At 68.5% G+C, this 18,960-nt stretch carries 16 protein-coding genes and 1 tRNA gene; 15 read left to right on the top strand and 2 right to left on the bottom strand.

Annotated elements, in window-relative coordinates; genetic code table 11:
- Positions 1-25: 25 nt before the first annotated feature.
- The gene (locus tag ACWGCN_RS25365; RefSeq protein WP_378992277.1) at positions 26-937 is read right to left on the bottom strand and encodes a LysR family transcriptional regulator; all 912 of its coding nucleotides are present in this window, start codon (positions 935-937) and stop codon (positions 26-28) included.
- 105 nt (positions 938-1,042) lie between these two features.
- On the opposite strand from ACWGCN_RS25365, the gene ACWGCN_RS25370 reads away from it, so the two are divergent.
- From ACWGCN_RS25370 to ACWGCN_RS25400, 7 genes are all read left to right on the top strand, one after another.
- Positions 1,043-2,506: a form I ribulose bisphosphate carboxylase large subunit gene (locus ACWGCN_RS25370; RefSeq protein WP_378992279.1), complete on the top strand. Its 1,464-nt coding sequence runs from the start codon at positions 1,043-1,045 to the stop codon at positions 2,504-2,506.
- 13 nt (positions 2,507-2,519) lie between these two features.
- Positions 2,520-2,945 (top strand): ribulose bisphosphate carboxylase small subunit, encoded by a 426-nt coding sequence (locus ACWGCN_RS25375; RefSeq protein ID WP_378992280.1) that lies wholly within the window; start codon positions 2,520-2,522, stop codon positions 2,943-2,945.
- Between the two features lie 4 nt (positions 2,946-2,949).
- Entirely contained in the window at positions 2,950-3,927 is a 978-nt protein-coding gene (locus ACWGCN_RS25380; RefSeq protein WP_378992281.1) for an AAA family ATPase, read from the top strand.
- A gap of 142 nt (positions 3,928-4,069) precedes the next feature.
- Positions 4,070-6,379, top strand: coding sequence for an FdhF/YdeP family oxidoreductase (locus ACWGCN_RS25385; RefSeq protein WP_452459662.1), 2,310 nt, complete (start codon positions 4,070-4,072; stop codon positions 6,377-6,379).
- A 13-nt stretch (positions 6,380-6,392) separates the two neighbouring features.
- Positions 6,393-7,256, top strand: a complete 864-nt coding sequence (gene map / locus ACWGCN_RS25390) for a type I methionyl aminopeptidase (RefSeq protein ID WP_379312014.1) — start codon at positions 6,393-6,395, stop codon at positions 7,254-7,256.
- 68 nt (positions 7,257-7,324) lie between these two features.
- Positions 7,325-8,896 (top strand): cobyric acid synthase, encoded by a 1,572-nt coding sequence (locus ACWGCN_RS25395; protein WP_378992286.1) that lies wholly within the window; start codon positions 7,325-7,327, stop codon positions 8,894-8,896.
- Positions 8,897-9,083: 187 nt separating this feature from the next.
- Complete coding sequence (locus ACWGCN_RS25400; RefSeq protein WP_378626468.1) at positions 9,084-9,647, top strand: glycosyltransferase family protein; 564 nt, start codon at positions 9,084-9,086, stop codon at positions 9,645-9,647.
- A 79-nt stretch (positions 9,648-9,726) separates the two neighbouring features.
- On the opposite strand, the gene ACWGCN_RS25405 is transcribed toward ACWGCN_RS25400, so the two are convergent.
- Positions 9,727-10,749 carry an alpha/beta hydrolase gene (locus ACWGCN_RS25405; protein ID WP_378992287.1) on the bottom strand — a complete coding sequence of 341 codons (1,023 nt, stop codon included), beginning with the start codon at positions 10,747-10,749 and terminating at the stop codon, positions 9,727-9,729.
- Positions 10,750-10,902: 153 nt separating this feature from the next.
- Here ACWGCN_RS25405 and mqo point away from each other — a divergent pair, with 153 nt between their 5' ends.
- The 8 genes from mqo to ACWGCN_RS25445 form a co-directional block, all read left to right on the top strand.
- On the top strand, positions 10,903-12,513 hold the full coding sequence (gene mqo, locus ACWGCN_RS25410; RefSeq protein WP_379312016.1) for a malate dehydrogenase (quinone): 1,611 nt from the start codon (positions 10,903-10,905) through the stop codon (positions 12,511-12,513).
- On the top strand, positions 12,510-12,950 hold the full coding sequence (locus ACWGCN_RS25415) for a GNAT family N-acetyltransferase (RefSeq protein WP_452459661.1): 441 nt from the start codon (positions 12,510-12,512) through the stop codon (positions 12,948-12,950). The genes mqo and ACWGCN_RS25415 overlap by 4 nt, the downstream gene beginning before the upstream one ends.
- Before the next feature lie 64 nt (positions 12,951-13,014).
- Complete coding sequence (locus ACWGCN_RS25420) at positions 13,015-15,186, top strand: magnesium chelatase subunit D family protein (RefSeq protein ID WP_452459660.1); 2,172 nt, start codon at positions 13,015-13,017, stop codon at positions 15,184-15,186.
- Positions 15,187-15,397: 211 nt separating this feature from the next.
- Complete coding sequence (gene cobO / locus ACWGCN_RS25425) at positions 15,398-16,012, top strand: cob(I)yrinic acid a,c-diamide adenosyltransferase (RefSeq protein ID WP_378626475.1); 615 nt, start codon at positions 15,398-15,400, stop codon at positions 16,010-16,012.
- Positions 16,006-17,520, top strand: a complete 1,515-nt coding sequence (locus ACWGCN_RS25430; RefSeq protein WP_452459659.1) for a cobyrinate a,c-diamide synthase — start codon at positions 16,006-16,008, stop codon at positions 17,518-17,520. The genes cobO and ACWGCN_RS25430 overlap by 7 nt, the downstream gene beginning before the upstream one ends.
- Positions 17,521-17,545: 25 nt before the next feature.
- On the top strand, positions 17,546-17,977 hold the full coding sequence (locus ACWGCN_RS25435; protein ID WP_452459658.1) for a cobalamin biosynthesis protein: 432 nt from the start codon (positions 17,546-17,548) through the stop codon (positions 17,975-17,977).
- A gap of 51 nt (positions 17,978-18,028) precedes the next feature.
- A tRNA-Pro gene (locus tag ACWGCN_RS25440) sits at positions 18,029-18,094 on the top strand.
- 277 nt (positions 18,095-18,371) lie between these two features.
- Positions 18,372-18,960 (top strand): TROVE domain-containing protein (locus ACWGCN_RS25445; protein WP_452529115.1); only part of this gene is annotated, 589 nt, incomplete at its 3' end.

The raw sequence follows: 18,960 nt of genomic DNA on the forward strand, positions 1-18,960 counted from the left end.
TGCGAGCATCCGGTCGCCGCCGTCCTCACCCCTTCGGGCGAGGACGGGTGTGAAATGCGGCCGCGCCCACCTGCTCCGGATCGCACAGGTGCGCCACGAACAGTCGGGTCGCCGCGGTGGGTTCCTGGGTCGTGCAGACGTGCCACGGCCGGTCGAGAGGGGTGCCCGGCACGCTGTAGGAGACCAGTTCTCCCGAGGCGAGTTGTTCGCGCGCGGCCTCCTCGTGCACGAGCGTGACACCGAGCCCCTCGCGTGCCGCGGCCACGGCGGCGCCCGAGGTACCGAGGGTGAGCAGCGGTGGCGCCGCCTGTAATCGGCTCAGCAACGACAGCGTGGTGTCGCGGGTGCCGGAGCCGATCCCGGTGAGCAGCCAGGGCGTGGTGAGCGGATCGTCGACCAGCCCGGGCCGCCCGACCAGCACCAGCCGGTTGGCGCGCTGGGCGGCGGTGACCAGCCCGGAGCCCCTCGGCGGTCGACCGGCCAGGGCGATATCGAAGACGTGGTCGGCGGCGCGGGCGAACAGCTCGCCGCGCGTCAGCACCGACAGCGACAATTCCACGTGCGGATGGGCTTGGGCGAAGGTGGCCATCAGTGCAGGCAGCACGTACTCACTGGCCGTCGCGACCGCGCCGATGCGCACCCGTCCGCGATCGGCGTCGTGCACCGCCCCGGCCGCCTCCGCGAGCAGCCCGAGCAGCTTGCGCACGTAAACGGCGAAGATCTCACCCGAATCCGTGGCCACGATGCCCCGGCCCGACTTACCGAAAAGCGTTGTGCCCAGCGCGTCTTCGAGCGCGGCGAGCGCGGCCGACACCGCCGGCGGCGTCACATGCAACGTCTGCGCGGCGGCACGCACACTCCCGGTGTCGTACACGGCGAGGAAGGTGCGCAGCCGACCCCAGGTAGCGGCCGCGGGCAGGTCGGGGCTGGCGAACATCGTTCAATTATGTCTTAACAGTGCACTGGAAACATTCCATTGTCGCTGAACAGTCGCGCCCACACACTGAAAGTGCTTCATAGGCGTGACCCGAAAGGAACGGCGATGACGACGATCGACAACGACGGCGCGGCGACCAAAGAGCGTTGGGATCCAGGTGTACAGAGTTATGCCGGAATGGGTTACTGGAACCCCGATTACATCCCCAAGGACACCGACGTGCTCGCCGTGTTCCGGGTCACCCCCCAGGACGGCGTCGACCCGATCGAGGCCGCGGCCGCCGTCGCGGGCGAATCGTCCACCGCCACCTGGACTGTCGTGTGGACCGACCGGCTCACCGCCAACAGCCACTACCAGGCCAAGGCGTACCAGGTCGACGAGGTTCCGGGCAGGCCAGGTGAGTACTTCGCCTACATTGCCTACGACATCGACCTCTTCGAGGAAGGCTCCATCGCGAACCTGACCTCCTCGATCATCGGCAACGTCTTCGGTTTCAAGCCGCTCAAGGCGCTGCGCCTGGAGGACATGCGCATCCCCGTCGCCTACACCAAGACCTTCCAGGGCCCCGCCCACGGCATCGTCATGGAACGGGAGATGCTCAACAAGTACGGCCGCCCGCTGCTCGGCGCCACCATCAAGCCCAAGCTGGGCCTGTCGGCCCGCAACTACGGGCGCGTGGTCTACGAGGCCTGTCGCGGCGGCCTCGACTTCACCAAGGACGACGAGAACATCAACTCCCAGCCCTTCATGCGCTGGCGTGACCGCTTCCTCTACGCGATGGAGGGGGTGAACCGGGCGATGGCCGAAACCGGCGAGATCAAGGGCCATTACCTCAATGTCACCGCGGGCACGATGGAGGAGATGTACCGGCGGGCGAACCTCGCCAAGGAACTCGGCAGCGTGGTGGTGATGATCGACCTCACCATCGGCTACACCGCCATCCAGTCGATGGCGCACTGGGCCCGCGAGAACGGCCTGCTGCTGCATCTGCACCGGGCCGGGCACTCCACCTACACGCGGCAGAAGACGCACGGCGTGAGCTTCCGGGTGATCGGGAAGTGGTCGCGGCTGATGGGTGTCGACCACGTACACGCGGGCACCGTCGTCGGCAAGCTCGAGGGCGACCCGGCCACCACCCGTGGCTTCTACGACACGTTGCGCGACAACAACGTTCCCCGCAATCTCGGCAACGGCATCTTCTTCGATCAGGACTGGATCTCGATGCCCGGCGTGATGCCGGTGGCCTCCGGCGGCATCCACGCGGGCCAGATGCACCAGCTCCTCGACCTTTTCGGCGACGACGTGATCCTGCAGTTCGGCGGCGGCACCATCGGGCACCCGTACGGCATCGCCGCGGGCGCCGAGGCCAACCGGGTGGCGCTCGAGGCAATGGTCAAGGCGCGCAACGAAGGTCGCGATCTGCTGATCGAAGGACCCGACGTGCTGCGCAGGGCCGCCAAGCACTGCACCCCGCTGCAGGCCGCCCTGGACACCTGGGGCGACATCACCTTCGACTACACCAGCACCGACGCCCCCGATGTGGTGGCGACTCCGGTGCCCTCGATCTGACCAGGAGCACCCGATGAAACTGCGCTACGGAACCTTCTCCTACCTGCCCGACCTCACCGACGACGAGATCGCGGCGCAGGTGAAGTTCGCCCTCGATCACGGCTGGCCGGTCTCGCTGGAGTACACCGACGACCCGCACCCACGCAACGTCTACTGGGAGATGTGGGGGCTGCCGATGTTCGACCTGGCCGAACCCGACGGCGTGCTCGCCCAGCTCGCCGATTGCCGGGCCACCTTCCCGCAGCACTACATCCGGCTGCTGGCCTACGACGCGTCCCTGGGCAGGCAGTCCACCGCGATGTCGTTCCTCGTCCAGCGACCGGCACACGAGCCCGGCTTCCTGCTCGAACGCGTCGAGGGTCCCGACCGCACCCAGCGGTACTCGGTGAAGTCCTACGCCACCGCCCGTCCGACCGGCGATCGGTACGCGGGCGAGTGAACTGATGGACACACCAAAGGGATTCGGGTTCCACCGACCGTCGGCAGGCGGCGCGGCGCAGACCACGGCAGTCGAGGAGCAGACGCCCGAGCCCGCGATTCTGGGCGACGACGAGGTGCTCGATCTCTCGGCAGACGAGGCCGCGGCCAGGGTGAGCGACACCCTGGCCGCGCTCGACGCCGAGCTGGTCGGCTTGGCCTCGGTCAAGCGCCGGGTCCGCGAGATCGCCTCGCTGCTCCAGGTCGACCGGGCGCGGCGCCGGTTCGGGCTCACCACCACGCGGCCCACGTTGCACATGAGCTTCACCGGCGGTCCCGGCACCGGCAAGACCACGGTCGCGCTGCGGATGGCGGCCATCCTGCACGCGCTCGACTACATCAGGGCCCCGCGCGTGCACACCGTCACCCGTGACGACCTGGTCGGCCAGTTCATCGGCCACACCGCACCCAAGACCAAGGAGGCGATCGCCCGCGCGGCCGGGGGAGTGCTGTTCATCGACGAGGCCTACTACCTGTTCCGGCCGGAGAACGAGCGGGACTACGGGCAGGAGGTGATCGAGATCCTGCTCACCGAGATGGAGAACGAGCGCGGTGATCTGGTGGTGATCTTCGCCGGCTACCCCGACCGGATGGCGACCTTCTTCGCCGCCAATCCGGGCCTGAGTTCCCGGGTGCCGCACCATCTCACGTTCGCCGACTACGACCATGCGGAACTGACCCAGATCGCCGGACTGATGGTGGAGTCGGAAGGATTCGCCTTCGACGACGACGCGCACAAGGCGTTCGCCGAGTACCTCACGCTGCGCATGGAGCAGCCCAGGTTCTCCAACGCGCGCAGCGTGCGGAACGCGATCGAACGCTGCAGGCTGCGGCAGGCCCGCAGGCTGGTCGCGCTCGACCGGCCACTGGGCAAGTCCGACCTCATCACGCTCACCGCCGAGGACGTCTACGGCAGCAGCGTCTTCGAGCCGGCCCAGGACTGAGTCACGCGCGCGGCGGAAAGCCCGATAACCGGCATCTATCAGGTGATCGGGCTTTCCGCTTTGACAAGGGTGGACAATGTGAGAAGCCTTTTGTCAGATATGCCGACCGCGCGGTGCCGCAGAACTGAAGAGAAGCTGACACATGACCTCGATCGAGGACCCAGAAGATGATCTGAGCGTGACCCCGCCCAAGACCTGGGCGGTCGGCGTTCCCGCGGTGGCGCACGCGATCGAGTACTCGCTCTCGCAGAACTCCCCGGCCCGCACCGCGCTCACCTTGCTCAACATCAATCAGACCAAGGGCTTCGACTGTCCCGGCTGCGCGTGGCCCGAGCCCACGCGCCGCCACCTCAACGAGTACTGCGAAAACGGCGCCAAGCACATCAACGACGAGGCCACCACCCGCCGCGTCACCCGGCAGTTCTTCGCCGAGCATCCGGTCGCCGAGCTCGACACCATGTCGGACTACTGGCTCAACCAGCAGGGCAGGCTCACCGAGCCGATGGTGAAGCGGCCCGGCGCCACGCACTACGAGCCCATCGGCTGGGACGAAGCGTTCGGCGTGCTGGCCGGCGAACTGCGTGGGCTCGACAGCCCCGACGAGGCCCTGTTCTACACCTCGGGGCGGCTCAACAACGAGGCCGCGTTCCTGCTGCAACTGTTCGCCCGCGCCTATGGCACCAACAACCTGCCCGACTGCTCGAACCTGTGCCACGAGTCGAGCGGTTCCGCGTTGGCGCAGACCATCGGTGTCGGCAAGGGCAGCGTGTCCCTCGACGACATCTACGAAGCCGACCTGGTCTTCGTCGTCGGCCAGAACCCCGGCACGAACCATCCGCGCATGCTGTCGGCGCTCGAGGAGACCAAACGCAACGGCGGCAAGATCGTGGCGGTGAACCCGCTGCCCGAGGCCGGGCTGATCCGGTTCAAGAACCCGCAGAAGGCGCGCGGGGTGCTCGGGCGCGGCACCGAGATCGCCGATATCTTCCTCAAGATCCGCCCCGGCGGCGACCTGGCCCTGTTCCAGATGCTGAACAAACTGCTCTTCGACGCCGAGGACGCGGCGCCGGGCACGGTGCTCGACCACGCGTTCATCGCCGCGCACACCAGCGGTTTCGACGCCTTCGCCGAGCACGCCAGGACGGTGAGCTGGGAGCACGCGCTCACCGCCACCGGGCTCACGCGCGCGGAGATCGAGGTCGTGCACCAGCAGGTGCTGGCCAGCAAGAAGGTCATCGTGTGCTGGGCGATGGGTTTGACCCAGCACAAGCACGGCGTGCCCACGATCCGCGAGATCGTCGACTTCCTGCTGCTGCGCGGCAACCTCGGCCGACCCGGCGCCGGGGTGTGTCCGGTGCGCGGGCACAGCAATGTCCAGGGCGACCGCACCATGGGCATCTGGGAGCGGATGCCGCAGTCGTTCCTGGACGCGCTCGGCACGGAGTTCGGTTTCACCCCGCCCGCGGCCCACGGGCTGGACGCGGTCGGTGCCATCCGTGCCATGCGCGACGGCAAGGCGAAGGTATTCGTCGGTGTCGCAGGCAATTTCGTGCGGGCCACGCCCGACAGCGAGGTCACCGAAGCGGCCCTGCGGCAGTGTTCGCTGACCGTGCAGATCTCCACCAAACTCAACCGCTCCCACACGGTCTGCGGCGAGACGGCACTGATCCTGCCCACACTGGGTCGCAGCGATCGCGATATCCAGGCCACGGGAGAGCAGTTCTACACGGTCGAGGATTCGATGAGTCAGGTCCGCACGTCGCGGGGGCGCCTCGACCCGGCCTCACCCGAGTTGCTCAGCGAGATCGCGATCATCTCCCGGCTGGCGCGCAGCACGCTGGGTGCGGAGTCCACGATTCCGTGGGAGGAATTCGTCGCCGACTACAGCACCGTGCGCGACCGTATCTCCCGGGTCGTACCCGGCTTCGAGAACTTCAACGAGCGGGTCACCGCGCCGGGCGGGATGCTGCTGGTCAATCCGGTCAACCAGGGCATCTACCGCACCGCGAGCGGGAAGGCCGAGTTCACCCGCAACGACTTCGACATGATCGACGCGCCGCCGGGATACCTTGTGCTGCAATCACTGCGGTCCCACGATCAGTGGAACACCATTCCCTACGCGAGCAACGACCGCTACCGCGGCATCCACCACGCCCGCCGGGTGGTGATGGTCAACCCCGACGACCTGGCCGAGCGGGGGATCGCCGACGGGGAGCTGGTCGACATCGTCAGCATCTGGCACGACGGCACCGAGCGCCGCGCGGAGAAGTTCGTCGCCGTCGGGTACCCGGCCAGCCGTGGGTCGGCCGCCGCGTACTACCCGGAGACCAACGTGCTGGTTCCGCTCGACAGCGTCGCCGACATCAGCAACACGCCGACCTCGAAAGGCATCATCGTCCGTTTGGAGCCGGTGGTCCGACGGGCTGGGACCGACGGCGACGAGCGCGCATAGATACACTGCTCTCATGTCCGTGCGCACCCGTCAGCCACTAGTTCCCGGTACCCAGTCGCCGATCCGGGAAGTTCCCCGCTCCATCGAGCGGCCCGAATACGTGTGGAAGAAGACCGCGAACGAGGGCAACGAGCCCTGGGTACAGACCGCCGAGACCATCGAGAAGATGCGAATCGCCGGCAAGATCGCGGCGCGGGCCCTCGAAGAGGCGGGTAAGGCCGTGGTTCCCGGCGTTACCACCGACGAGCTCGACCGGATCGCCCACGAGTACATGTGCGACCACGGCGCCTACCCGTCGACGTTGGGCTACAAGGGTTTTCCCAAATCCTGCTGCACCTCGCTCAACGAGGTCATCTGCCACGGCATCCCCGACTCGACGGTGGTCGAGGACGGTGACATCGTCAATATCGACGTCACCGCCTTCATCCACGGCGTACACGGCGACACCAACAAGACCTTCCTGGCCGGCGATGTCGACGAGGAGGTGCGTCTGCTCGTCGAGCGCACCGAAGAGGCCACCAACCGGGCCATCAAGGCGGTCAAGCCGGGTCGCGCCCTGAACGTGGTCGGGCGTGTCATCGAGGCCTACGCCAACCGCTTCGGCTACGGCGTGGTACGCGACTTCACCGGCCACGGCGTCGGCCCCACCTTCCACAGCGGACTGGTGGTGCTGCACTACGACCAGCCCAACATCGAGTCGGTGATCGAGCCCGGCATGACCTTCACGATCGAGCCGATGATCAACCTCGGCGGCATCGACTACGACATCTGGGACGACGGCTGGACCGTGGTCACCCAGGACCGCAAGTGGACCGCGCAGTTCGAGCACACACTGGTCGTCACCGACACGGGTGCGGAAGTTCTGACCTTGCCGTGAATCGGCGCAGGTCGAGGCTCGCGCCTTTGGGTCGTCACCGACACGGGCGCGGAAATTCTCACGCTGCCGTGAGCGCGCCCCTGCGTGGCGCGCTGTTGATCGCGGGTACCACCTCCGACGCCGGGAAGAGTGTCGTGGTGGCGGGTATCTGCCGGATGCTGGCGCGGCGCGGGGTGCGGGTGGCGCCGTTCAAGGCGCAGAACATGTCGAACAACTCGGTCGTCACCCTCGACGGCGGGGAGATCGGGCGTGCCCAGGCGCTGCAAGCACGAGCCTGCGGGCTGGAGCCGAGCGTGCGGTTCAACCCGGTGCTGTTGAAGCCCGGTAGCGACCGCCGCTCGCAGCTGGTGGTTCGCGGCGCCGCTGTCGGAACTGTCGGCGCGCGTGACTATTTCACTCGTCGGCAGGAACTGCGCGAGGTCGTCGCGGCCGAATTGGCCTCGTTACGTGACGAATTCGACGTAGTGATCTGTGAGGGGGCGGGGTCACCGGCCGAAATCAACCTCAGGGCAACAGATCTCGCGAACATGGGTTTGGCCCGCGCCGCCGATATTCCGGTCCTGGTGGTGGGCGACATCGACCGCGGCGGCGTCCTCGCCCACCTGTTCGGCACCGTCGCCGTGCTGGAACCCGAAGATCAGCAGCTCATCGCGGGCTTCCTCATCAATAAATTCCGCGGTGACGTGTCCCTGCTGCAACCCGGCCTCGACCAGCTGGTCGCGCTGACCGGCCGCCCCACCCTCGGCGTTCTTCCCTTCGCCGAAGAGCTCTGGCTCGATGCCGAAGATTCCCTCGGCACCCTCTCCGGTGCCCCCGTGGGCCGCCCCGGCCCGCCGCACGGCACCGACTGGCTCACCGTGGCCGCCATCCGCCTCCCGCGAATCTCCAACTCCACCGACATCGAGGCTCTCGCCTGCGAACCCGGCGTCTCGGTCCGCTGGGCCGACAGCCCCCATCAGCTGGCCACCGCCGACCTCGTGATCGTTCCCGGCAGCAAGGCGACCATCTCCGACCTGAACTGGTTGCGCGCCAACGGAATCGCCGATGCTCTTCGTGCTCGCGCCGTCGCAGGCCGTCCCGTCCTCGGCATCTGTGGCGGCTACCAGATGCTCGGCACCCGCATCGTCGACGGCGTCGAGCACACAGCGGCAGCGGGTCAGGCAGACGTCCCCGAATCGGGGTCTGCGCGGCCCTGCGTGGTGGACGGCCTCGGTCTCCTCGACCTCGATATCGAATTCGCGGACCCCAAGATCGCCCGGCAGGTGTCGGGCATCGCGGGCGCGGACCCCCTGCACGGCTACGAGATCCATCACGGCCGCGTCACCCGCACCGCCGACCCCGCCTGGCTGACCATCGACGGCGACCCGGAAGGAAGTGTGCGAGAAGCGATCTGGGGCACCCATGTCCACGGGCTCCTCGAGTCCGACGAGTTCCGCCGCACCTGGCTCACCGAGGTGGCCGCCCGCGCCGGACGCACCGGCTTCACCGTCGCGCCCGGCACCTCGGTCGCGGCCGTCCGATCCGCGCAACTCGACCTCCTCGCCGACCTCATCGAGAAACACGTCGACCTCGTGGCGCTGGACCAGCTGATCCGCGACGGCGCCCCGGCCGGCATCCCGGTCATCCGAACGTCCCAGTGACCCGGCGCGCCGTGGACGCGGCGGTGTGCGGCTCGTCTCGCCTCACAGCCCGGGGCGCGGCGTTGTGACAGGTTCGGCAATTCGGGTGTTGTGGGCAGTGAAAGCCCAGTACACGGGGGTGTGCGGATCGGCGGGCCGCGGCGGAACAGGCCGCGTTGTTCAGGCTGGACGTGTACCGTAACCCGGCATGAAATCTCGGCAGATCACGGTCGGTGACCAGGCCTGGACGGTGCGGGTCGACGGACCATCTTCGCGGCACAATGTGCTGCTGCTTCCCGATGCGGACGACCCTGCCGACGTGTTCGACAAGGTGTGCACGCGGCTGCACGAATCCGACTTGCAGACCATCGTCGTGGAGTCTGTCGAGGGGCTCGATCCGGCGGGTGTGCGCGCGATTCTCGACGAACTCGAACTGCCCTACGTCAACGTCGCGGGGCGTGGGTCGGGCGCGGAGCTGGCGTGGCGGGTGTGCGCGGGCCGGTTCGGCCGGTTCATGAGTCTGGTCGTCGCCGACCACGGGCACCCGGCGGTTCCCGACGCCGACGGCCGAGTCCCCGACGCGACCTGTCCGCCGCTGGAACTGCCCGTCACGATGCTGGTCACCAAGGGCCTGCCCCGCGCCACCGCCGACGCCTCCGGCCGCTATGTCTACGGCGAATTCCGGGTCGTACCACTGGAAGTCGACAACATCGCCACCGAGGCGGGCCACGAATTCGCCACCGAGATCGTCCTGCGCACCAGCCTCTGGTAGATGCGGCCGAGCTCACCAGGCACTGACGCGGATCGCGGATCGCTGATCGCGGCAGGGTCTGGTGAGCGGTGTGTCCGGATCAGGACTTGCGGTAGGCCGCCAACCAGTCGAGCCAGTTGTCGGTTTCCTGGAACGCGTTGGCGCGCACGGCTTCCGAGGACAGGAACACGTCGTGGCGGGCGCCGTCGATCGGGACGATCGAGGTGCGCTCGCCCAGACAACCCGCCCAGCGCTGGATCTGCTTCACATCGAGCACGGCATCGGCCACGTCGACGGCGGGGGAGTGCTCACGGGCGAACTTGGTGAGCCGCGAACGCAGGATCAGCGCCGGCACGCCGATGGTCAGGCCCTGGTGCAGGCGCGCGTGTCCCCGGCGGATGGCGCGCAGCCAGCCCAGCCGCACCGGTTCACCGCTGAGCGGCTTCCAGTCCAGGTTGTAGTCCCACTCACCCGAGCGGCTGGTGTGCAGGCTGTCGCCGTAGGCGGTGCTGACGCCGCCGGGCAACTGGGCGAAGGCACGGAACCGGCCCACGGCGTTGATCACAGGGGTGCCGACGGTGCGGTAGAAGGACGGTCCCTGGAGGTCGAACCAGGGACTGTTGAGGACGACCCCGGCCACGCCCGCCGCCGCGCTGCCACCGGCCGCTTCGAGCCGGTCCAGCCACAGCGGCACGATCAGGCCACCGGTCGAATGCGCGACGATCAGCACATCGTTGCCGGTCTCCTCGCGCGCGATCCGCAGCGCCTCGGTCAGCTCGTCGTCGTAGAGCGCCAGGTCGCTCACGTAGTGCGCGCTCTGTCCTTCTCGCCGCGACCGCCCGCATTTACGCAGGTCGAGTGCGTAGAACCGGTGCCCGCGCGCCGCGAAATGCTCGGCCAGGTGCTCCTGGAAGAAGTAGTCGGTGAACCCGTGCACGTAGAGCACGGTCGGCTCGATCGCCGGCGCCGTGGCATCGGGCAGATAGCGCACGAGCGTGGCCACCACCTCGCCCTCACCGTCGGGGTCGATACCGAGCGGGAGGGTCCGCTGTTGATAGGCGGTGCCGAGAACATCGGGTTGCCACTGCTCGTCGGTTCGATCAGCGAGGGTTTCTTTCGTCACACTGCTCAATCTATCGCGCGGTCATGGTGACGTGCAGGCTTGCTTTTCATCACATTCGGGAGGTCCGTTGCAGAACTGTGCTCAGCTGAGGTGCACAATTGGCATCAGGTGAACGACGGGTAACCTACCTCCCGGCGATTCACCGCGAGTCGCATGAACACCGCCAAAGCGCCCGCGCCAAGCGAACTCACCTGCCGGTGGGTAGCTGAGAAGGACAAGGAAGTCGATCTACCCGTGCCGAACGCTGCGAAGAGTGAAAAGACCGATGTAGTTCTCATCGGCGCTGGCATCATGAGTGCCACGCTGGGCGCGCTGCTGCGGCAGCTGCAGCCGGATTGGACGATCTCGGTGTTCGAGCGGCTCGACGCCGCCGCCGCGGAGAGCAGCGACCCGTGGAACAACGCGGGCACCGGCCACTCGGCGCTGTGTGAGCTCAACTACAGCCCGCAGAACGCCGACGGCTCGGTCGACGTGAGCAAGGCCGTCGACATCAACGAGCGCTTCCAGGTCTCGCGCCAGTTCTGGGCCTCCGCTGTCGACGCAGGCGTGCTGGACGACCCCGCGGGCTTCATCAACCCCATCCCGCACGTCAGCTTCGTGCACGGCGCCGACAACGTCGATTACCTGCGCAAGCGCTACGAGGCGCTGTCGCCGCACCCGCTGTTCCGTGGCATGGAGTACATCGACACCCCCGACGAGTTCGCCGCGCGCCTGCCGCTGATGGCCAAGGGCCGTGACTTCAGCGACCCGATCGCGCTGAACTGGTCCGACGGCGGCACCGATATCGACTTCGGCGCGCTCACCAAGCAGCTGCTCGCCTACATCGGCTACTCCGGCGGCGAGATCGCCTTCGGCACCGAGGTCCGCAACCTCGACAAGCAGTCCGACGGGTCGTGGAACGTCACCGTCCGCAACCTGCGCACCTACCAGTCGCGCACCATCAACGCGAAGTTCGTGTTCGTCGGCGCCGGTGGTGGCGCGCTGCCGCTGCTGCAGAAGGCAGGCATCGCCGAAGCCAAGGGCTTCGGCGGCTTCCCGATCAGCGGCCAGTTCCTGCGCTCCACCAACCCGGAGCTGATCGCCGCGCACGAGGCCAAGGTCTACGGCAAGGCCGCCGTCGGCGCGCCGCCCATGTCGGTGCCGCACCTCGACACCCGCGTCATCAACGGCCAGAAGGGCCTGCTGTTCGGCCCCTATGCCGGCTGGACCCCCAAGTTCCTCAAGGACGGCTCCAACGCCGACCTGTTCAAGTCGATCAAGCCGAACAACATCGGCTCGCTCGTCGGTGTCGGCCTCACCGAGCTCGGCCTGACCAAGTACCTGGTCGAAGAGCTGCTCAAGTCGCAGAACGGCAAGGTGGGCGTACTCGGGGAGTTCCTGCCGCGCGCGCAGGGCCGCGACTGGGAGCTCATCACCGCCGGTCAGCGCGTGCAGGTCATCCGCCGCAAGGGTGTGGGTGGCGTGCTCGAGTTCGGCACCGCGGTCATCTCCGCGCAGGACGGCTCCATCGCCGGTCTGCTCGGTGCGTCGCCGGGTGCGTCGACCTGCGTCACCGCCATGCTCGACGTGATGCAGCGGTGCTTCCCGGAGCAGTACACCGGCTGGACGCCGCAGCTGCAGCAGATGATCCCCTCCCTCGGCCAGAAGCTGTCGGAGAACCAGGCCCTGTTCCAGGAAGTGTGGGACTGGACCAGCAAGTCGCTGAAGCTGGACGGCAACACCGCGCCTGCGAACGAGCAGGTCTCGAGCTACGCCCAGGTGTGAGCGCCGAACTGAGACGGGCGTGGGCGGCGGATCTCGACGCCGCCACCCTGTACCGGTTGTTGTGCCTGCGCGTCGAAGTGTTCGTCGTCGAGCAGGGATGCGCCTATCCCGAGCTGGACGGCCGCGACCTGTTGGCGACGACGCGGCACCTGTGGCTCGACGACGGTTCCGTGCTCGCCACGTTGCGCCTGCTCGACGAGTCCGATAACGGGGTCACCAGCTATCGCATCGGCCGGGTCTGCGTCGCGCAGTCCGCTCGCAAACACGGGTACACCACCCGGCTGATGCAGGCCGCACTGGCCGAAACCGGCTCGGCCACTGTGCGACTGGATGCCCAGTCGCACCTGGTCGGCATGTACGCGAAGTTCGGTTTCGCCGTCGACGGGCCCGAATACGACGACGACGGGATCATGCACGTGCCGATGCGGCGCGGCTGAGGCGGTACACCGCCCGTCGATGCCCGGGGGAGGGCCCGCAACGGCGCGCGCATAGAGTTGGGGCGTGCCTGGTTTTGCTGATGTCGCCGCTGGTCCGCACACCGCCGCACGTGCGGCGGGTGAGGCGGGATTCCCGTTCTCCGCTGTGGTGGGGCAGGAGCGGTTGCAGCTGGCGTTGATCTTGTCGGCCGTGCACCCCGGGATCGGCGGGGTGCTGGTGCGGGGTGAGAAGGGCACGGCAAAGTCGACCGTGGTCCGCGCGCTCGCGCAGTTGCTGCCGCCCGTGGTCGACGAGACCGGGGCCCGGCCCGCCCGGCTGGTGGAGTTGCCGGTCGGCGCCACCGAGGACCGGGTCGTCGGTTCACTCGATCTCGAGCGGGTGCTGCGCGACGGGGAGCAGGCGTTCCGGCCCGGGCTGCTCGCCGCTGCCCACCACGGCGTGCTCTACGTGGACGAAGTGAACCTGCTGCACGACCACCTGGTGGACGTGCTGCTCGACGCGGCGGCGATGGGACGCGTGCACGTCGAGCGCGACGGTGTCTCGCACTCGCATCCGGCGCGGTTCGTGCTGGTCGGCACGATGAACCCCGAAGAAGGCGAGTTGCGCCCGCAGCTGCTCGACCGGTTCGGGCTCACGGTCGATGTGGCGGCCTCGCGCGAGGTCGACGTGCGGATGGCGGTGGTGCGCCGTCGCCTCGACTACGAGGCCGACCCGGCCGCGTTCGCCGCCCGCTATGTCGACGCCGATCAGGTGGTGGCCGAACGCATTCTGACCGCACGCGACCGGTTGCCCGAGGTCGCGCTGGACAATGCGGAGCTGCGCCGGATCGCGGCGCTGTGCGCGTCGTTCGATGTCGACGGGATGCGTGCCGACCTCGTCGTCGCCCGGACCGCGACCGCGCATGCCGCGTGGCGTGGACGGGATCGGGTCACCGAGGACGATGTGCGGATCGCGGCGGAACTCGCGCTGCCGCACCGTCGTCGGCGGGATCCGTTCGACGAGCCCGGGATCAGCGAACAGCAGCTCGACGAAGCGATGGACGCCGCGGCCGCCGAGGTCGACAAGGCTTCGGGGGATGAGGAATTCGACGGTTCGCGTGGACCGGGTGCCGAGGGGAACGGCCACCGGGACGAGCTCGACGCCGATGGCGATGACAGCGCGCACCCGGATGATGTCGACCCCGGTGGCCGCGAGGACGAGCGGTCGCGAGGCAGCGGTCGCGAAAGCGGTCCGGACGGCCTGGGTCCCGATGATGGTCCCGATGATGACGGCGGCCCCGATGGCGGCGGCCCGGACGATCGAGGACCGGACGGTGGCGGACCGGGCGGCGGCGGTTCCGGCGGCGACCGCTCGGACAGCTCCAACCAGGACAACGCGGGCAACGGTTCGCGACCCGGACCCGAAAAACTTTCGGGCACACCGACTTCGGCAGGCAAGCCCGCGCCGCGGTGGGAGGTCCCCGGTATCGGCGAAGGTGCCCCCGGGCGCCGTTCGCGCGCCCGGACCAGGACCGGCCGTACGGTCCGCCCCGACGCCGACCCGTCGACCGGCCTGCACCTGCTCGGCACCGTCTTCGCGGCCGCGCCGAAGCAATTCGAGCGTGGCAGGATCAGCGGCCCACTCGCCCTGGAAACCGAGGACCTGCGCGGCGCGTATCGCGAAGGCAGAGAAGGCAATCTGGTCGTTTTCGTGGTCGACGCGTCCGGCTCGATGGCCGCGCGCGACCGGCTCACCGCCGTCACCGGCGCGATTGTCACGCTGCTGCGCGATGCCTATCAGCGCCGCGACAAGGTGGCCGTGATCAGCGTCCGCGGCAGTACGGCCGAACTCGTTCTGCCGCCCACCTCCTCGGTCGACATCGCGGTCCGCCGCCTGGCCGGGATGCGCACCGGCGGCAAGACGCCACTCGCCGCGGGCTTGCAGAAGGCGCGCGAGGTGATCGCCCGCGAACACGTCCGCGACCCCCGCCGCCGCCCGATGCTGATCCTGCTCACCGACGGCCGTGCTACCGGCGGCACCGACCCGCTGCCACGGGCGCGCACCGCCGCCAAGCTGCTGGCCGCGCAAGGACACACCGCCATGGTCATCGACTGCGAGCGCGGCATGATCCGGCTCGGCCTCGCCGCCGAACTCGCTCGCGACCTGCGCGCCCGCTACCTGCGCTTGACCGAACTCACCGGCGAGACAGTCGCCGACGTGGTCCGTGCCACGGGTCTGCCCGCTCGAGCGGCGTAAAGGTTCCAGCCCGTCCGGCGTAGGGGTCGAGCCCTGTGAGTGTGCCGGGCGCACCCTGATAGAAAGGGTGACGAACCGGCACGCGCGGCCGGCCCGAGAGGTACGGGTCGCGGAGCGGGCTTCGACATTCGAGCGCGCCGGCGTGCGACAGATATCGACCGCGAGGTCGTGCAGAACGCGCACCTCGCGTGCGTCGAGAAGAGGAGTTTCCGTGCCCAAAGGTGTTCCGGAGACCGTCCCCGAGGACGGTCTGACCACTCGGCAGCGGCGCAATCAGCCGGTGCTCGCCGTGCACACCGGGCCGGGCAAGGGCAAGTCCACCGCGGCGTTCGGGATGGCGTTGCGGGCCTGGAACCAGGGCTTCGACGTGGCGGTCTTCCAGTTCGTGAAGAGCGCGAAATGGAAGGTCGGCGAGGAAGCCGCCTTCCGGACCCTCGGCACCCTGCACGAGGAGACCGGCGCGGGTGGCGCGGTCGAGTGGCACAAGATGGGCGAAGGCTGGTCCTGGACCCGCAAGCACGGCACCGAGGAAGACCACGCGGCCGCCGCCCTGTCCGGCTGGCAGGAGATCGCCCGCCGTCTCGCCGCCGAACAGCACCGCTTCTATGTCCTCGACGAGTTCACCTACCCGCTCAAATGGGGCTGGGTCGACATCGACGAGGTCGTCGACACCCTCACCCACCGCCCGGGCAACCAGCACGTGGTCATTACCGGTCGCGACGCGCCCCCGGCCCTGATCGAGGCCGCCGACCTGGTCACCGAGATGACGAAGGTCAAGCACCCGATGGACGCGGGTCGCAAGGGCCAACGCGGTATCGAATGGTGAGTGCTCCCGCAGTAGTGATCGCGGCCCCGGCATCGGGGAGCGGGAAGACCACCTTGGCCACCGGGCTGATCGGTGCGCTGCGACGGGCCGGGCATCGGGTGGCACCGTTCAAGGTGGGACCCGACTACATCGACCCCGGCTACCACGGGCTCGCGGCCGGGCGGCCGGGGCGCAATCTGGATCCCGTTCTGGTGGGCGAGGATCGGGTGGTGCCGCTGTATCGCCACGGCGCGCAGGGCTGCGATATCGCCGTCGTCGAAGGCGTGATGGGCCTGTTCGACGGCCGGATCGACGAGAACCGCAGCGACGCGATCGCCGAGGGTTCCACCGCGCAGGTGGCGGGGCTGCTCGGGGCACCGGTGGTGCTGGTGGTCGACGCCCGCGGTCATTCCCAGAGTCTCGCGGCGCTCCTGCACGGCTTCGCCACCTACGACTCCTCGGTCCGCCTCGGCGGTGTGATCCTCAATCGCGTCGGCAGCGAACGCCACGAACAAGTCCTGCGCGCGGCCTGCGATCGTGTCGGCCTGCCCGTTCTCGGCGCGCTGCCCCGCATGGCCGAACTGGAAGTCCCCTCCCGCCATCTCGGCCTCATCCCCGCCGTCGAACACGGCTCCGCCGCCACCGCCGCAGTCGACGCCATGACAGAACTCGTCGCGGCACACGTGGACCTGCGTGCCATCGTCGCCCTGGCCGGCGGCTCGGTGCTGGGTGGCGTGTGGGATCCACACGTCGAACTGGCCTCCATCGCTGAACATGCCACGACCGGAACAAGTTCCGACGGCGACCGCGCGCACGACCCGCGCGTGACGGACGCGGCGATGGTCCGCCCGCAGCCGACTTCGGTCGATCCCGTCTCGGAATCCGCGTCCTCAGCCGCGGGGTCCGGCGTCGTCTCGGGCAGAAGTCCGTTGATCGCGATGGCGGGCGGTCCGGCCTTCACATTCGGCTATGCCGAGCATCGGGAACTACTGGTCGCGGCCGGTGCCCGGGTAGTGGTTTTCGATCCGCTGACCGACGAACTCCCTGTCGGCACAGCCGGATTGGTCCTGCCCGGTGGTTTTCCGGAGGAGCACGCGGGGCAGCTGTCAGCCAACGAGCGTCTCCGCGCCGCAGTGGCCGACGGTGCGTCGAGGGGCTTGCCGATCCACGCCGAGTGCGCGGGCCTGCTCTACCTCACCCGCTCGCTCGACGGCCATCGGATGGCAGGCGTGATCGACGCCGACGCCGAATTCGGTCCGCGCCTGACCCTCGGCTACCGCGACGCCGTCGCGCTGCACGACTCGGCGCTGTGGCGCGCGGGGTCGCGGGTGCGAGGCCACGAATTCCACCGCACCCGCCTGGTCCGCACCGGCGCGGAGAACCCCGCCTGGGGTTGGCGCGCACCGGGTTCCGTCGCCGAAGGCGCTGTGCTCCGCCAGGTCCACGCCTCCTACCTGCACACCCATCCGGCGGGAAATCCCGACGCGATCGCCCGATTCGTCACCGCCGCACGACGATTCGACCACTGATGGCGTGCGGCGGTACACGGCGACGATGACGACTTCCGACGGTGAGCGACAACCGGGAACCGGTGCTACGCCTTCGGGCGCGGCGCCGGCCGTCGGCATCGGCATACGGCCGGGCACCGATGCGGGGCGGATCGTCCGCGCGGTGCGGGCGGTAGTCGGCGATACCACCATCAGCTGTTTGGCGACCCTCGATCGGCGTGCGACCGAACCCGGTGTCCTGACCGCCGCGGCGACCCTCGGTGTGGCGGTGGTGGCATTCACCGCCGAACAACTGGCCGAAGTCGACGTAGGGCACCGTTCGGGCCACGCCTCGGCGGCGGTCGGCACCCCCAGCGTCGCGGAAGCCGCGGCATTGCTCGCGGGCAGTGGCGAACTCGTCCGCGGCAGAACAATTGTCGACGGAATCGTGGTCGCCGCCGCGTCGACTTCGCCGCGGTCGTCGATGCCCGGAGATTAATTCGCTGGGCAAGATCGTTGGTGCGCAGTAAATTCATGTCAGCAGTTGCGAGGCGGACCGGATCTGATCGGTTACCACTCGGATTGGGGATGTCGCAGGTTCGAATCCTGCCCGCCATCGCAAGGTGGTGGTAGCTCAGCTGGTAGAGCACCTGTACCGGTCGGGACACACACGTCCGCTGAGCAACTGTCCAACGTGAACGAGCAGGACGGACCGGATTCGGTCGGTTATCTGGCACGACCTCTGGGTCCAGCGGGTTCGAACCCCGTGGCGGAAAGTGATTTCCGTTCTTCGGCCGAAACTACACGTCCGTCCGCTCACCACGTCACCACATGCCCCGGTCGGGTCCCGGGTCCGAAACATCGACGCCGGTACACGTATCGGAGGGGGAACAATGAATATCTTGTCGCGCTTTTCTCGTCGCGCCACGCCGCAGACCGTGCCCGCCGATCGCCGGCAGGTCGTGAACAACGCGGGCGGCTACGTTTTCGAGATCACCCCGCAGGCGCGGGTGCGTCGCTTCCTCACGCTCGGCACGGAATCCGGAACTTTCTATGTCGATGCGAAGGCTTTGACAGCGGACAACGCTGAATTCGTCGTCGAATACGCCGCTGAGCACACCGCCGATCTGGTTCGCGAGATCGTCGAGATCTCCGCCTCCGGGCGCGCGCCGCGCCAGAACCCGGCCCTGTTCGCGCTGGCCGCCGCCGCCTCGCTCGGTGACGTCGAGGGCCGCCGGGCCGCCTTCGCCGCGCTGCCGCTGGTCGCGCGCACCGGTACGCACCTGTTCCTGTTCGCCGGCTACGCCGAGCAGTTCCGTGGCTGGGGTCGTGGTCTGCGGCGTGCCGTCGCGAACTGGTACCTGGACAAGCCGATCGACGACCTGGCATTCCAGGTGGTCAAGTACCGGCAGCGGGAGGGCTGGTCGAACCGCGACATGCTGCGCCTCTCACACCCGGCGACCACCGACGACGAGCGGCGCA

The organism is Nocardia sp. NPDC055050, assembly GCF_053608345.1.